The sequence below is a fragment of the Thermogemmatispora aurantia genome (assembly GCF_008974285.1).
Classification (GTDB): domain Bacteria; phylum Chloroflexota; class Ktedonobacteria; order Ktedonobacterales; family Ktedonobacteraceae; genus Thermogemmatispora; species Thermogemmatispora aurantia.
Genome location: NZ_BKZV01000001.1, coordinates 928,720 through 944,210, shown reverse-complemented (window position 1 = coordinate 944,210; position 15,491 = coordinate 928,720). Strand labels below are relative to the sequence as shown.

The 15,491-nt window shown below is 59.7% G+C and carries 12 protein-coding genes; 6 read left to right on the top strand and 6 right to left on the bottom strand.

What is annotated here, in order from left to right:
- The first annotated feature begins 299 nt into the window (after positions 1-299).
- On the top strand, positions 300-1,055 hold the full coding sequence (locus KTAU_RS03685) for a hypothetical protein (RefSeq protein WP_151727075.1): 756 nt from the start codon (positions 300-302) through the stop codon (positions 1,053-1,055).
- Between the two features lie 37 nt (positions 1,056-1,092).
- Here KTAU_RS03685 and KTAU_RS03680 read toward each other — a convergent pair whose 3' ends face one another.
- Entirely contained in the window at positions 1,093-1,344 is a 252-nt protein-coding gene (locus KTAU_RS03680; RefSeq protein WP_151727074.1) for a hypothetical protein, read from the bottom strand.
- A gap of 414 nt (positions 1,345-1,758) precedes the next feature.
- Between KTAU_RS03680 and KTAU_RS03675 the strand changes: the two genes are divergently transcribed.
- The 5 genes from KTAU_RS03675 (at position 1,759) to mutL (ending at position 10,803) form a co-directional block, all read left to right on the top strand.
- Complete coding sequence (locus tag KTAU_RS03675) at positions 1,759-3,468, top strand: APC family permease (RefSeq protein ID WP_151727073.1); 1,710 nt, start codon at positions 1,759-1,761, stop codon at positions 3,466-3,468.
- 125 nt (positions 3,469-3,593) lie between these two features.
- Complete coding sequence (locus KTAU_RS03670) at positions 3,594-5,063, top strand: APC family permease (protein WP_151727072.1); 1,470 nt, start codon at positions 3,594-3,596, stop codon at positions 5,061-5,063.
- 59 nt (positions 5,064-5,122) lie between these two features.
- Positions 5,123-5,947: a GNAT family N-acetyltransferase gene (locus KTAU_RS03665; RefSeq protein ID WP_151727071.1), complete on the top strand. Its 825-nt coding sequence runs from the start codon at positions 5,123-5,125 to the stop codon at positions 5,945-5,947.
- A gap of 285 nt (positions 5,948-6,232) precedes the next feature.
- Positions 6,233-8,995: a DNA mismatch repair protein MutS gene (gene mutS, locus KTAU_RS03660; RefSeq protein WP_170293031.1), complete on the top strand. Its 2,763-nt coding sequence runs from the start codon at positions 6,233-6,235 to the stop codon at positions 8,993-8,995.
- 47 nt (positions 8,996-9,042) lie between these two features.
- The gene (mutL, locus tag KTAU_RS03655; protein ID WP_228026300.1) at positions 9,043-10,803 is read left to right on the top strand and encodes a DNA mismatch repair endonuclease MutL; all 1,761 of its coding nucleotides are present in this window, start codon (positions 9,043-9,045) and stop codon (positions 10,801-10,803) included.
- A gap of 134 nt (positions 10,804-10,937) precedes the next feature.
- On the opposite strand, the gene KTAU_RS03650 is transcribed toward mutL, so the two are convergent.
- The 5 genes from KTAU_RS03650 to KTAU_RS03630 form a co-directional block, all read right to left on the bottom strand.
- Entirely contained in the window at positions 10,938-11,777 is an 840-nt protein-coding gene (locus KTAU_RS03650; protein WP_151727068.1) for a hypothetical protein, read from the bottom strand.
- Between the two features lie 64 nt (positions 11,778-11,841).
- The gene (locus KTAU_RS03645; protein ID WP_151727067.1) at positions 11,842-13,281 is read right to left on the bottom strand and encodes an MFS transporter; all 1,440 of its coding nucleotides are present in this window, start codon (positions 13,279-13,281) and stop codon (positions 11,842-11,844) included.
- Between the two features lie 186 nt (positions 13,282-13,467).
- A complete protein-coding gene (locus KTAU_RS03640; RefSeq protein ID WP_170293121.1) occupies positions 13,468-13,707 on the bottom strand; it encodes a DUF951 domain-containing protein in 240 nt (79 codons plus the stop codon).
- Complete coding sequence (nadD, locus tag KTAU_RS03635; protein WP_228026298.1) at positions 13,691-14,389, bottom strand: nicotinate-nucleotide adenylyltransferase; 699 nt, start codon at positions 14,387-14,389, stop codon at positions 13,691-13,693. Before nadD ends, KTAU_RS03640 begins: the two co-directional genes overlap by 17 nt.
- 59 nt (positions 14,390-14,448) lie before the next feature.
- Positions 14,449-15,477: a mechanosensitive ion channel family protein gene (locus tag KTAU_RS03630; protein WP_170293030.1), complete on the bottom strand. Its 1,029-nt coding sequence runs from the start codon at positions 15,475-15,477 to the stop codon at positions 14,449-14,451.
- Positions 15,478-15,491: the final 14 nt, after the last annotated feature.

Here is a 15,491-nt window from a genome sequence, read left to right as displayed (position 1 = left end):
AAAATCGGGCCAGTCAGTGGTCTCGACCCTGGCAAAAGCTGCTGCGCTCTATCTGCCCCACCGCACTATATCATCTGTCCTCACTATTCTGGCCCCTGCAGCCGACGACTCCCTGTGCTGGTGGGTTCCTCTCCCGAGACCGTCTCATCAGAAGCTTTCTTGTATAACTTCTTTTAGCATAGGGTGCCATTTTTTTATAGGCTATTAATATCCATCTGGTTTAGATAGGTGCTATACTCTCTAGCTGTGTAGAAGAAACTGTTCAAGCGTTCTTCCTATCCTCTGACAGGAGCGCCCAAATGTTGGCGGATCGTAGTCTAGAGCTACAAACGGGGTATGAGGCGAGACAGGACCCGTGGCCGGAGGCTTCTCTCGACCTGGCGACCCTGCTACGCCGCACAGGCTTTGGCATCAAGCTGCGCTTTCTTATATCCATGATTATTGTTTCATTTATTCCTGTCAGTTTATTTGTTCTGCTCTTTTATGGGTCGATATATCGACTGGCTGGAAGAAACACCTGGCTGCTGCTCTGCGGCATTCTCCTCTTGACGGTCTTGACCGCAACATGGGTCTTTCTACCGATAGTGCGCCCCATTCGCCGGGCGACGCGCCGGATTACGGCGACTACGGACGAGGTAAGGCGTCTGACCGTCGACGCCCAGCGTATTGCCGAAGAGCAGCAGATTGGTACCTCCATTTTAGCGGCGGTCAGCCGGCACCTTGCCGTGCGCCACACGGCTATTGTGCGCGATATTGCCCTGATTACGCGAACGTGCCAGAGTCTGCAGCCTCGCCTGGTCTTTCTGCACCAGCGGGCCCAGGCCAACCGCGATAGCGAGACCCTGGAGGCGCTGATGGCTCTGCGTCATGGGTTGCAGCAAATCTCCTTTCTCTCGGCTCGAATAGCTGATGCCTATGAGCGCGATAGATTACCGGAGCAGCTGGATAAAGCTATGAAGAGTGCCCAGGAGATTGCGACCCAGTTCAGAGATACCAGTCAGCAACTCGCCAGGGATCTGGAGCAGCTTGAGCTAGCCACGGAGGCTCTTATTTAGGCTCGTCAAGGGTAGGTCATAGGTCCGAAAGGATTTCCTAACCTGGCCCACCCAGAGGGCAAGTGAGCTGGTCGATCTGCTGGAGGACGATGGGGACGGCGATGCCATGTACACCAAAGACTTCGCGAGCCTGCTGCACCTCCTCAGCCTGTCTCAGCAGAGCGGGACACTCATCGTGCTCCGCCAAGGAGAAGCCTGGCAGGCCAGCTTGCAGCTGCAGAAAGGTCGCCCTCTCTCGTGCATCATCATTAGCCTTGTCGATGGGCGACTCCTCATGAGCGGTGCTCAAGCGGTTGACTGGCTTGCCAGTCGAGGAGAATTACAGTGGTATCTGACGGCAGGAGAACAGACAGGTGCTGCTGGCCTGACGCCGACGACAACAGCGCCGACAGCGGGTCCTGGCCAGCGCAGCGCTCCGCCCTCTTCGCCTTCACAGGGGATGAGGCCGTCCTATCTTGTGCCTCGGCGTCTGCTCCAGTCGCCTCCTCTCTCGTCCTGGTCGCGTGAGGAACGGCTGCTTTTTGCCTTGATCGATGGGAGCCGAACGGTGTCCGAGATTGCCCACCTCCTCCGTCGCTCACCAGAACAGATTATGCCTCTGCTTCTCTCTCTAATCCAGAGAGGAGCTATCGCTCTTGAAGAGCTTCATCAATGAATTTAATAGATATAGTTATATATATAGCTAGAGAGGGAGAAACTCACGATGCCTTTTGTATCCCCGCTAGCTCCCGAGCAGCGTCCATCTGTTGGCAATGAAGTGGCTCCCGAGAGTCGTCCTGCGCTGCCCAGCGAGCGCTTTCCGCTTGATCGCCTGCCGCGTGTCCTCCGTCCGCGGGATCTGACCGTCCTCTGTTTGTTTGCAGTCCTGCTCATTAACAATGTCCAGACGGTAGGAGCGGCGGGGGGAGGCAGCTTGCTGTACTGGACCCTGGGCTTTCTCTGCTTTCTCATCCCCTCAGCGCTGGTCTGTGCCCAACTCTATCGTCTCTTTCCCGGTGAAGGGGCGGTCTATCTATGGGCGAACCGGGCCTTTGGCAATTTCTGGGACACCTTCCTCGGCTTTTTCTGCAACTGGTGGCCTGGGGCTATTGGGTTGACTGTGGAGGCTGAGGCTGCTGTCGCCAGTATCCAGGGTCTGAACAGTGATTGGTTGAGTCTTCCCTGGGAGCAGGGAGTGGTGGCGATCCTGGTCCTGCTGGTGGCGCAGTTGCTCTGTGCTCTCGGCCAGAGACAGCTTCAGCGGATCTTGAATGTGGTCTTCGCAGCCTATGCCCTCATGTTCGGACTTGTGGGGCTGGCCGGTCTGGGGTGGCTCCTGAGCGGTCAGTCGCTGCGCGGAGACTTCTCGGCCCAGTCCTGGCAGCTCGGCATCTCTAGCCTGCCCGTGCTTGCCGTTGTCACGGTTGCCTTATTGGGCATGGCAGTGCCGCTGAACATGGGAGGAGAGGTCGTAGACCAGCGGCGCAGTGGACGCTATCTCTTATGGGGCACACTGATCATCATCGCTGGCTACCTCTTCGCCACCTTTGGCGTTCTGGCTGTTCTTTCCCCCGCAGAGTTAAAAGAGACGGCTTTCATATCTATACTCTTCAGCCATGTTTTTGGTAGCGATCTCGGGCATATTATTTCTAGTTGCTACTATATTATAGTGTTTGTCTATTTTGTTTGCGCGACAGCAGCCTACAACGCTATGTTCGGGCGCTTGCTCTTCGTTGCTGGCCTGGATCGCCGCCTGCCTCGTGCTCTGGCGCACCTTAATTCCAATGGAGTGCCTTTCAATGCCATGCTCTTACAGACCTTGATCAACATCGCTTTTATCTTTGTTATCTGCTTTGTAGCTCCTGTTGCGCCTAATCAAGAGCTAGCGCTCACTGTGTTTCTGGTCGTCATTAACGGGGCCTCGGTCATCTGGGACATAGCTATGATCAGTCTCTTCCTGTGCGGTATTCTTCTCTGTAGCCGTTACAGTCGCCAGCTACGCCAGCACTGGGTTGTACCTCCTCTGCTCTTTTTTCTATCTGCTGTGCTCGGGATCGCCTTGACCGGTGTGGCCATCGGTTGCACCTTCTTCGCTGGTTCTCCAGTACCGGCGGTCTTGAACAACGAAGACTGGGGCTTCTGGGTCTTGCTTTTTGTGCTGGCCAGCCTGACAGTGGGTGCTATCTACAGCTTTCTAGTTCCCGAGGCAGAGGACCTGGCGGCGCTGTTACCGCCGGATAGCCAGGCGCCCCTATCGCCGATAGGGGCCAGTCCAGCTGTACAAAAGGTGTCTTCCGTTGCTGCTGCTCCCGGCGCTCTCGCTGGCTGGTCAGGGGAGGGGCGTCCTCTCCAGGAAGGCGCTCTAGGTCAGACCGAGCCAGCTGGGTGGCCGAGGCCCGGCTCTGTTCCCGGTCCTGGGGGATGGGAGCCATAGGGTGAGCACTCAGTGGCGGCGAACCTGGCTTCGCCGGGGCCAGACTGGCCTGACAGGTGAGGGGCCAGGGACGCTGAGCAAGTGCTTATGAGAGTTGAGATGAGAAGAGAAAGGAATGGTGCAAGATGAGTGAAAGCCAGATGCAGACCTCATCGGGGCTGTTGTCTCAGAGCGAGGCGCAGGTCTATGCCTTGCGCAAGGACAGCCTGGGTCTCTTCGACGCCGTTGCTCAGTCGGTGGCTCTGCTCTCGCTGGAGATGGGGATTGCGCTCTCCAGCTCCTTTGCCGCCGCTTCGGCGGGGGCTGCTGTGCCTCTGGCCTATGTCGTCGCTGGCCTCGCCAGTCTCTGTCTGGCCTACGTCATCATTCGCTTCACCAGGCGCATTGCCAGTGCTGGTGGCCTCTATACCTATATTGCGCACGGGCTGGGGCCGCAGGCTGGCTTTATTGGCGGCTGGATGTATGGCGGAGCTTTTGCTGCTGGGGCTTCCTTCACACTTGCTATTTCCAGTATCTTTCTTGATCAGTTGTTGGAACATCTGGGGCTGACGCTTCACTGGTTCGTCATTTTCTGTATCTTACTGGTGCTTCTCTTTGTCCTGGCCTTCTTTGATGTCCGGCTCTCGACGCGAACGCAGCTACTGCTCTCCTTTATCGGTCTGCTCTCGGTCCTCGCCCTGGCTGTGATTATCCTGGCCCGTGGTGGAGCGAGCGGCATTAGCTTCACCCCCTTGTCGCCGGCTGGACTGGCCGGCGGTTGGTCCTCGCTCTTCTTCGCCGCCATCTTTAGCTTCACCTCGTTTATTGGCTTCGAGGCGGCGGCGGTGCTCGGAGAAGAGACACAGCGTCCGCGTCAGGCTATTCCCTGGGCCATTCTGACAGCGGTGCTTGTGGCCATCATCTACTATGTTCTGGTCTCCTTCGCGATGGCCAACGGCTACGGCGTGGCCCACATCGGTCAGTGGGCCAATGACGAAGCGCCCCTGGACACGCTGGCCACACGCTACGCTGGGGCTTTCCTGGCGACTCTCATTGACCTCATGGTTGCCATTGGGGCCTTTAGCGCCACGCTTGCGGGGGTCATCCTGGCTTCGCGCATGATGTTCGCCGTCGGGCGTGATGGCGGTCTACCGGCGGCCTTCGCCGTGACCCATCCTCGCTACAAGACGCCCTGGGTTGCGATTCTGGTGGTGCTGGCTCTCACGCTGCTGCTGGGGGCTGCCCTGGGGATACAGCTGGGACCGTTCCTCTTCTTCGGCTTCATGGCGACGACAGCCTCGCTTGGCATTCTGCTGGCCTACATTCTGGTAGCCTTATCCGGGATTGTGGCCTCCATCCAGGCCCGGGTCCGCGGTGAGGGCACGCCACTGGCCCTGGTCTTCGACATCCTGCTGCCCTTGATTGCGATCGTGATCTGCGCCTTTACTATCTACAGCTCAATTGTGCCAGTGCCGCAGTTCCCGCTCAACCTGGCACCCTACATTGCTGCTGCCTGGTTAGTCATTGGTCTGGGGCTGTTGATTGCTCTTCAGCTGCGCAACCCGCAGCAGGTGCAGCGCTTCGGGAAGATCCTGGGAGAGCATGCCGGCGAGTAGCCAGAGTAGCCAGTGAGAGCGCGCTAGCGATGAAAGAGAGTCTAGCAGGAGGAAAAGCGATGACAGAGGCAATGGAGCAGTCGGGGACAGGACCCTCGCCCGAGCTGCTAGCAGCTATGGAAGCCAATCTATTTGAAGCCTATGCCCACCTTGGGCGGGCCTTGGGCGGTGAGTTTCACCAGCGTGATGGCCTGCTCTTCTTTTTCAGCGGACGACCGGTCTTCTTCGGCAACGGAGTGATACGCTGCCAGCTTGCTGAGCAGGAGGCGGATGAGCAGATCGCGGCCCTCTGTGCGGAGGCGCGACGCCGACAGGTGCCTCTGACCTGGCTACTGGCTCCCTCGTCGCGTCCCGGGGACCTCGAACAGCGTCTGCAGGCGCAGGGCTGTCGGCTGGATGAGGAGGTCCCGGGCATGGCGATCGATCTAGGGCAGCCGGTACCGGCAGCGGCGCCCCCGGTGCCCGAAGATCTGGTTGTCGAGGAGGTCGGCGAGGCGCGGGCGATGGAGACCTGGCTGCAGGTGCTCTGCGATGGCTTTGGTTTCCCTGAACCGATCAGAGCGGTCTTCTTCGATCTCTACCAGCGCTATGGCTTCCTGCCGGGCCAGCAGGTGCGCTATCTCCTGGGTTTCTGGCATGGGGAGCCAGTCGGGACGGCCCTGCTGACTTTCGGTGGGGGTCTGGCTGGTCTCTACGGCGTGGCCACCCTTCCCCAGGCGCGTCGTCGAGGAGTTGGTACAGCTATGACGCTGGCAGCCATGCGCACGGCTGAGCAGCTGGGTTACCGTCGCGCGACCTTGCAGGCCACACCAATGGGTCTGAATGTCTATCGGCGTCTGGGCTGGCAAGAGTATTGTCTGTTCAAGACCTATGTCCTGGCCTGAACAGCATAGCGTTGCCTAAGCACCAGCGCCTGGCACAAACAGCGAAAAAGCTTCTGCCATGCCAGGCATGGACGGACAGGGGAGGCGCCTCCAGCAACTGTCAAGAGGAGCGCCTCCCCTGCTGCTGTACTGCCGGTGCTTGCCACGAGCGCGTTGCCTTTTGTCTGCCCAGGTGCCGACCGCTCCGCATTCGGGCTACCGGGTTTTGACAATCGCACTGGAATACGCTATAGTACAGGCGTTCAGTCGAGATCTGCTATGGCTTGGCAGGAGGAGAAGAAAGCGGTGAAGGTTACCCCCGCACGGCGCCAGTATCTGCAGATCAAGAGCCAATATCCCGACGCAATTTTGCTCTATCAGGTTGGCGATTTTTACGAGACCTTCGATGAGGATGCGCGTATCACTGCCCGCGAGCTGCAGATCGTCCTGACGGCGCGCAACTATGGCGAGGAGCGGGTACCGCTGGCCGGCATCCCGCTGCATGCGCTCGAAAACTATGTGGGCAAGTTGATTCAGCGGGGCTATAAGGTGGCGATCTGTGATCAGGTCGGCGAGGTGGGTCATGGGGTAGTTGATCGCGCTGTGACGCGCATTCTGACGGCAGGCACTCTCTCCGAGCCAAATCTCTTGCCAGCGCGGCAGAATAATTATCTGGTGGCCATTGCTGCCTCGCGTCAGCAGACTGGGCTGGCGGCGGTCGATGTGAGCACGGGCGAGTTCAGCGTGACCTGGTTTGCACCCGCTGAGCTGCCGGCGGCCTTAGAGGCCGAGCTGCAGCGTCTGGCCCCCTCCGAATGCCTGCTTGTTGAAGGGGCAGGCCGGGATGCCTACCGCTTTCCTTCGCAGACTGTGACCATTACTCCTTGCCCACCCCATTTCTTCGATGTCGATGCGGCTCGCGCGCGGCTTTGCCGTCATTTCGGTGTGCAGTCGCTCGATGCCTATGGCTGTGCCGGCGCTCCCCAGGCCATTGCCGCTGCTGGGGCCATTATCGCCTATCTGGAGAAGATGAATACGGCCCTCCTTTCGCTCTTGACGGGCCTCCATTCCTACCAGACGACCAGCTATATGGTGCTGGATGCCCACACCCAGCGTAATCTCGATATTCTGCAAGGCTCACGCAGCGGTACTACCCAGGGGAGTCTATTGGGGGTACTCGATCGAACGCTGACGCCGATGGGCGCGCGCTATCTGCGTCGGATGGTGACGCAGCCGCTGCTCGATCTGACCTTACTGAACGCGCGCCTGGAAAGTGTCGAAGAGCTATACGAGAGCCCCGCCCTGCGCAGTCGCATCGCCGCCTGTCTACAGAGCCTGGGCGATCTGGAGCGCTGCGCCGGACGGGTACGGCAGGGGACGGCCACCCTGCGCGAGGTGCAGGGATTGCGCAATTATCTGGAGATCGTTCCCCGTCTGCGCGAGCTGTTGCAGGGCTGTCAGGCTCCACTGCTGCAAGAGATTGCCGCAGAGCTGGATGATTGTCCCCAGGTGCGCGATCTCGTTGCCCGGGCCCTGGTCTCCGAAGGGCAGGTGGATGACGGCGCCGAGCACGGACGACTGATCCGCGCTGGCTTTCATCCTGAGCTGGATGCCTTGATCGCTTCCATCCGCGACTCGCGCCTCTGGATGGCCCGTCTGGAGCCGCTCGAACGCGAACGCACCGGCATCAAGTCGCTCAAAGTTGGCTACAACAAAGTCTTTGGCTACTATATCGAGGTCAGTAAGGCCAATCGCCATCTGGTCCCTCCCGATTATGAGCGTCGCCAGACCCTGACAAACGCGGAGCGCTATATCACCCCCGAGCTGAAAGAGCATGAGGCGCGCATTCTCAATGCTGAGGAGCGCATTGAAGAACTTGAGCGCAGCATCTATGCCGACGTGCTGCGTCAGTTGAGCCTTTCCTACGGTCAAATCATGACCACAGCCTCGGCAGTGGCGCGCATCGATGCCCTGCTAAGCCTGGCCGAGGTGGCTGCTCACTATGGCTACGTAAGGCCGATCCTGGAGCAGGGACACGTGCTCGACATTGTTGGCGGACGACATCCCGTGGTTGAGCGTAGCCTGGATGGCGATGTCTTTATTCCCAACGATACCCACCTGGATGGCGATGAGGGCGAGCGCATCCTGTTACTGACCGGGCCGAATATGGCTGGCAAGTCAACCTATCTGCGGCAGGTCGCCCTTATTACCTTGCTGGCCCAGATTGGCAGCTTTGTTCCCGCCAGGAGCGCTCGCATCGGCCTGGTCGATCGCATCTTCACACGCGTAGGAGCTGAGGACGATATCGCTTCCGGCAAGAGCACCTTCATGCTGGAGATGGAAGAAACGGCGGCCATTCTGCACCATGCGACGCGTCACAGCCTGATTGTGCTCGATGAGATCGGGCGCGGTACCAGTACCTATGATGGCCTGGCCATCGCCCGCGCGGTGGTTGAGCATCTACATTCGGTGATTGGAGCGCGCACGCTCTTCGCGACCCACTATCACGAGCTGGCCGCAATGGCTAATGAGCTGCCTCATCTGCGCGTCTACACGATGGCGATCAGCGAGGATGAGGATGGCGAGATCGTTTTCCTACATCGCGTGACTCCCGGCTGCATCGGACGCAGCTATGGCGTCCATGTGGCGCGTCTGGCGGGCATGCCGCCGAGCATTATCCGCCGCGCCCAGGAAGTGCTGAAGGCGCTGGAGGTTGGTCAGCATGCCCCGGGCCAGGTGGCCGGCGTCGCTCTGGTGACCGGCGCGTTGCCCGTTGCCCCGGCTGCTGAGTCATCAGCCTCTGTCTCTGTCACCAATGGTCATCGGGCAGGGGCGGGGCGTAGTCAAGGAGAGCAGAGCGTCAGAGTCGCTGAGGAGAGTGGCGAACTGGTGCTTACCTATGCCTGGCAGAGCGAAGAGGGACGACGTTTGGCAGCTCTTCTTGAGCGTCAGGGGACGAATGAAGCCCTGCTTGATCACATCGATATCTGTGCTATCACCCCACTGGATGCTCTCAATCTACTCTTTCTGATCCAACGTCAGCGACAGAAACAGAGAAAGGCGCTATGAGTCGTCCGGACCCATTCATGCCAGATCCGACTCACCAGGCTCCATCTGTGCCTATATCGCTCCCGCCGCGCCTACCCATTCGCCAGTTGCCAGCGGAGGTAGCGGAACGTATTGCTGCTGGCGAGGTCATCGAGCGCCCCGCCTCAGTGGTCAAAGAGCTGGTGGAGAATGCCCTTGACGCCGGCGCCCGTGAGATCCGCGTTGAGATCCGTGACGGGGGCCTGCGTCTCATTCGTGTCAGCGACGACGGCCAGGGAATTCCTGAAGAAGACCTGGAGCGGGCCTGCGCGCGTCACTCTACCAGTAAGATCGTGCGTGTCGAGGACTTAGAGCATCTACAAACTCTGGGCTTCCGAGGGGAGGCGCTGGCCAGTATCGCAGCGGTCTCCGAGCTGACTTTGCTCAGTCGGCCCATCGAGAGCGAGGAACGTGGCCAGGAGGAGCCGGCGGCCTGGATTACCGTGCGCGGTGGGGAACTCGTCCAGCGCGGCCACCGAGCGCGTCCGCACGGCACAACCGTCACCGTACGCGAACTCTTCTATAATGTGCCGGCGCGTCTCAAGTTCATGCGTAGCGCCCGTAGCGAGGCCGGCCAGATCCTGCAGCTCCTCAATCACTACGCTGCCGGCTATCCTTCCGTGCGCTTTAACCTGAGCATCGAAGAGCAATCCCTACTACAAACCAGTGGCAGTGGTGACCTGGCTATCGCCCTGGCCGAACTCTACCGCCTGCCGCTCGCTGAGCTACTCATCCCCATCGAAGTGACAGATGAGGAGGGGATCAGGATCTTTGGCTACGTAGGCAACCGTGTTCTGGCCCAGCCCAATCGGCAGCATGTGATGCTCTTCATCAATGGGCGACCCGTACAGGTGCGCGCTCTGCAAGAGGCCCTGGAAGCCGGTTATCGCCCGCTCCTGGCCAAAGGACGCCATCCCCTGCTGGTGCTTCATCTGCAGTTGCCAGCCCAGGAGGTCGATGCTAATGTCCACCCGGCCAAAACAGAGGTCCGTCTGAGGCGTGAGCGCGAGCTGGCAACGCTGCTTACCCGAAGCGTTCGAGCGGTACTCGAACGCAGCCCAGCGCTGCCCGCCGAAAGCACCTGGCCAGGCCCGCCCAGCGTCTATCAGCCGCGCTTGCCGGGCCCGCGTCGGCGAGGTCTGCGCGTCCTGGAGGCAGGCGAGCACTATCGCGGCGAAGGCAGTCTTCCGACACCTGCCGAGGTGCTGGCGGCCCTGCGTCCTCTGGCCCAGTTGCAGCAAGCGGTCATTCTGGCCGAAGCCCCTGATGGGAGCCTCTATCTCATCGACCAGCACCGTGCTCATGAGCGTATCCTCTATGAGTATCTGCGTGGCCAGAGCGCTGGCGCTGGCAGCGAAGGAGCAGAGAACCTGGCGGCGCGCCTCCTGCTTGAACCGGTGGTGTTAGAGTTGAAGGGCTGGCAGGCGGAGCTGCTGGAGCAGCGCCTGCCGATCCTGGCCAGTCTGGGTCTAGACTGCGAGCACTTCGGAGGGCACAGCTTCCTTGTGCGTTCCGTTCCCGAAGGGATCGGCGATAGCGAGCAACTGGCGGCCCATCTGCGCGAGCTGGTGGAGATCGCTCTTGAAGATAGCGAAGACTGGAAAGATCACCTGCTGATTGGGCTGGCCTGCCGTTCGGCCCTGCGCCGGGGGCGCATCTTGAGCCAGGGTGAACAACAAGATCTCTTGCATCGCCTGGCCCAGACTGCAGCACCAGCCGTTTGCCCGCATGGTAGCCCGGTGCTGCTGCACTATAGCCGTGCCTTCCTCAGCGAAAAGTTTGAATGGTAACATTGGCCGCCGGTTGCCGAAGCGGAGTCAGTCCGGGGGAGAGAGGGAGGAGACTGGGACAGCCCCTTGTGGTACCGATCGCTCGCTCTTGGGGTGTGGGGCATCCGCGTCGAGCAAGAGGTGGGAAGGGATGGTCATAGCAGCCGGTTGAGGAGATCGGCCACAATAAAGATAGCCAGATCGAGGATCAGCAAGGCCAGCAAAGCAAAATCAATGTGGAGAGCCACCGAGGCCACTCCCTGCAAGAGAGCCTCATTGAAGACGAGCAGATGCATGTACCAGAGCGTTGCCAGGGCAATCCCGGCCAGAAGCAAGAGGCCCGTCAAGAGCCAGCGAGCGCCGCGCCAGTCCTGGGAGCTGGGCCAAAGCTCGGCAGTAATAGTCAAGATCAAGTAGGGGGCGAAGAGGAGTGTCCACCAGGGCCAACCTGGCCGGATCAGCTGCAGGCGTACCTCCCAGATATTGTAGCCGGTGGCCACCCAGTAGAGGAAGATGATCGCCCCAATCCCCCCGATTAGAGGAGCGATGGCGCTCAAGCCGTCGCCGATATGGCTGACCAGGCGCCCGGGAGGGCGCACATATTGCACCTCACCCAGCTGCAGAGCCTGGGGCATACCGCGCTGCAGCATACCGTACGGTCTTTCTTGCACCAGTGGTTTGATGCGGAAGAGCGTGATCTTGGTGATGCGGAAGCCGAAAGGACGGAAGAGCAGCACCACGCAGGCATGGCAGAGTTCATGCAAGATGACGCCGGGGGCATTCATCCAGAACCAGATCAGCAGGCCCCGCTCGCCGAACAAACGATAACCGATACGATCGACGCGATGGCGCAGAGCACGACAGGTCAGGCGGAGCAGGATAAAGAGCACAAAAACTCCGCTAATCAGCAGCCAGGGTTCATAGGGCCTGATCTGAGCAGTCAGGGCAGGGTCCATGAGCATAGCCTCAGCGACGGTCGACAGCGCGACGGCCACTCATCTTATCTCTATTGTAGAGAAGGATCTGGACGAGCGTCAATAGGGTCACGTTCTTCAGGAATCAGCGACTTATCTCATCGGCTTCCGTCTCAAACTCCTCGTGCCCATATTCTTCCTCTGGCTCCTCCTGCAAGCAAACGGCAGGAGGATGGCGGCGCTCATAGAAGAAGCCCCAGAGAGCGAAGAGCAGGATAGCCAGAGATAACAAATAGATTACGCGGTCGATACCGAGCAGATCAGCTGCCGCGCCTGTCAGCAGAATCACTGGAATTGTCCCGGCGTTATAGAGCATCAGCTGCAGTGCCAGCACACGGCCCTTAATCCACTCGGGGGTCTCCTCCTGGACGCGTGTCTGAGCGGGGATATTAATACAATCCAGGGCAATGCCGCCCAGGAACATAATCAGTGCGGCGCTGCCCAGGAAGAGCGGATGGGTATTCCAACCAACCGGCTGTAGACTACGGGCAATGACCGTCAAGAGTGGCAAGAGCAGAATGATCAAAGCGAAGCCCAGGCAGCCCAGAAGAATCGAGCGAGAAATGCCCAGGCGGCGCGTAATGCGTGGCATAAAGAGCGACCCCAGCACCAGGCCGATGCCGGCGGGAGCAAAGACAAAGGCCAGAGTATCGGCGGGCAGCAGGAAGAGCCGCGTCACCAGAGCCGTAGCCAGCTCAGCCACCAGAGCCAGCAAGATACCGGCGAATGACAGCTGCACCACCGCCAGCAGCAGCGGCTTATTCTGACGAATAAAGAGCCAGCCCTGGCGCATTTCGCTGCCGATATTGCCGAATAGGCTCAGCGACTGTGCTGCCAGGTCCTCGCCGGAAGCAACAGGGCGACGCGGAGCATGCTGCTCGAAAGCGCGGGGAGGGATCAACAAGATCAGGCCCGCGCAGGCCAGGTAGAGCAGCCCGATCAAGAAATAGAGTGTCTCCACTGGCTGCACTGTCAGTGAAAAGAGCTGGAAGGTGGGGAGCAGGCTCAGCACCAGCGGGGCGAAAATAATCATCCCCAGGGCCATCGATGTCATAAACGTAATATTGAAAAGTGCCAGGGCGGGCATCAGCTCATCCTCATCGACCAGCAGGGGGATCGTCGAACTCTCAGCTGGCGTAAAGAACTGACCGATACTCGAAATCAGGAAGGTCAGCAAGTAGGCAGGGATGAGCTGTCTGGCATCGATCAGCAGCGAGATCACGAAACCGAAACTTGCAATAGCGCGCAGGCAGTTACTGCCCCACAGAATCAGCCGTTTGTCCAAGCGATCGACAAAAACGCCAGCGGGGGCGCTGAAGAGCAGAGCGGGCAAGCTAAAGCTGATAATCGCCACGCCCACCAGCGTCGTCGACCCCGTGACCTCCTCAACAAGGACCATGATGGCGTAATTGGAGGCGTTGAGGATGGTCATCGAGATCAACTGAGCGAGCCAGAGGTAGACAAAGTTCTTCTTCCTGAGAAGTGTCTTGAAGCCTCCCCCTTGCTTGGACCTGGCAACATCCATAGCATCTCTCCCAAATGTGCTAGCTTCGAAGTGAACACAGAGCAGCGATCACGACCAGGCACAGAGCCATGACCACCTGGGGACCCGCTTGGCGGTGGCTCCAGCTTGGACAGCGGCCTGAGCTGGAGCCTTTCCCGCTCATCTGTCTCTTCCTGTTCGTGTGTGTACTGGCCCTCGCTCTGTCGGTCAGGGCTGGAACGTCGAAGGCGCCTGCGGGTCGTCATCCGGCGCCGGCGGAGTCACGGGTGGCAACCGTTCCTTGGTGCGCCGCTCCACCTCTGAGCGAGGCAGCAACACGCGCCGTCCACACGTCTCGCAGCGCAGGCCGATATCGGCGCCCAGGCGGACTACCTGCCAGGTCGACCCGCCGCACGGATGCGGCTTACGCAGGCGCAAGCGGTCCCCAAGCTCAAGATGCATGGGCATCCTGGACATAGCTGGACCTCCCCTCTGCTGGTTCACGTGGCATCGGCTCACGATAGAGCTGGTGCTGTGCAATATACGCCTCGACACTCTCCGGTGTTTGATACTTGATTGGGCGCCCCTCCGCCACGCGCCGACGCAGATCGCTTGCCGAGATGGAGAGATAGGGCGCGTTGACCACGCGGAGCCGCTCGCCTATGCCTGGCAGGCGCTCTTCCAGAGCGGTGACCAGCTCCTGGGGGGGGCGATAACCTGGGCGGCCTACCGCCACTAAGCAGTCAAGCTGCGCCAGAACGCCAGCAGCGTTGTACCAACTGGTGAACTCAGCCAGGCTATCGGCGCCCAGGATGAAGGCCAGATAGGCTTGTGATCCCCAGCGCTGGCGCAGCAAGCGCAGCGTATCCACCGTATAGGAGGGACCTGGTCGCTCGATCTCGATCTCGCAGAGAGAGAAAGCGGGATTCGACGCAATGGCCAGTTGCAGCATAGCGAGGCGATGCTGCGCCGGCGTTACCGGGCGGCCCGGCTTATGGGGTGGCTGGCCAGCAGGGATAAACACCACCTCGCTGAGTGCCAGCGTCGCCCGCACCTCCTCGGCAATCACCAGATGCCCGTAGTGGATCGGATCAAAGGTCCCTCCCAGCAGGCCGATGCGCCTCATAGCTTGCGTCTCTCCCATACCCATAGGCGAAAACAACTCCTCTCAGCAACAATTGTAGGCGGCGCGTCCACCCGGCTGAGCTGCTAAATGGCTCCGGCGGACTCCTGGACTGTCAGCTCGGCCTCGGCGAAGGCATTGCGCAGGGCGTGCAGGACGTCAGCGATCACGCCGCTCTGGCCGTGGACGATCCAGAAGCGCACCGTCAGAGTCACTGCCTCGCGCGTATAGCCACTAATGGTGGCCACTGGCTCCGGTTTGGGGATAATTTCATCAATTTCGCGCAGGATGCTTAGAATCCGCGCAGGCGTCTGCTCGCGATCATACTGCTCCTGGGGCAGCGTTATCGTCAGAGTCACACGGCGTTCGCCATAAAAAGTATTGTTGATAACCGTGGTACTAAAAATCCGTGTATTTGGAATCGTCACTTCCTCGCCACTGACCAGACGCACCTTCGTCGCGCGCAGCTGCACGTCCTCGACGCGCCCGGTCAGAATACCGGCGGCTCCCCCCTCGATGCTGATCTCATCTCCAATGTGGAAAGGGCGCTCGATCAGAATGTAGAAGCCCGCCACAAGATCCTTGAGAATATCCTGGATGGCAAAAGTAAAGGCCACCGTGATGGTGCCCAAAATCGCCAGAGGCGTCTCGATCGAGAGGTGCCAGAGGGCGAGAATCCAGAAGATGGCGATGCCCAGCACCACAAAACTCAGCATGCGCCCGATCAGCGTCCGCATGTTAATGTCGATGCGGTTCTCCGCCAGGTTGCGGATGATGATCTTGCTCACCGTGCGTCCGACGCCGATGCCGAGCACCAGAATGAAGGCGCTCAGAATGACGGTCCAGACATCGCCCATATAGTTGGCCAGCTTCTCGATGGCCAGATTGCCGGCGAAGCTATGCCACAGCTGCTGCAAATTGCTAATGCTCCAGATGCTGATAACCACCACTATCCCAAGGGCAAGCAGCAGCAAAATGACCATCACGCCCAGGGTCTCGACCAGCCAGTCATCAAGCACAGTCTGGCGCAGGCGCCCAACCAGCAAGCGACGTAAAAAAAAGCCCGCTGCTCCCGTAATGAGGAGAGTCAGGATCGAGTAAATAAGCTGTTGCACCTGGATTCCCATTG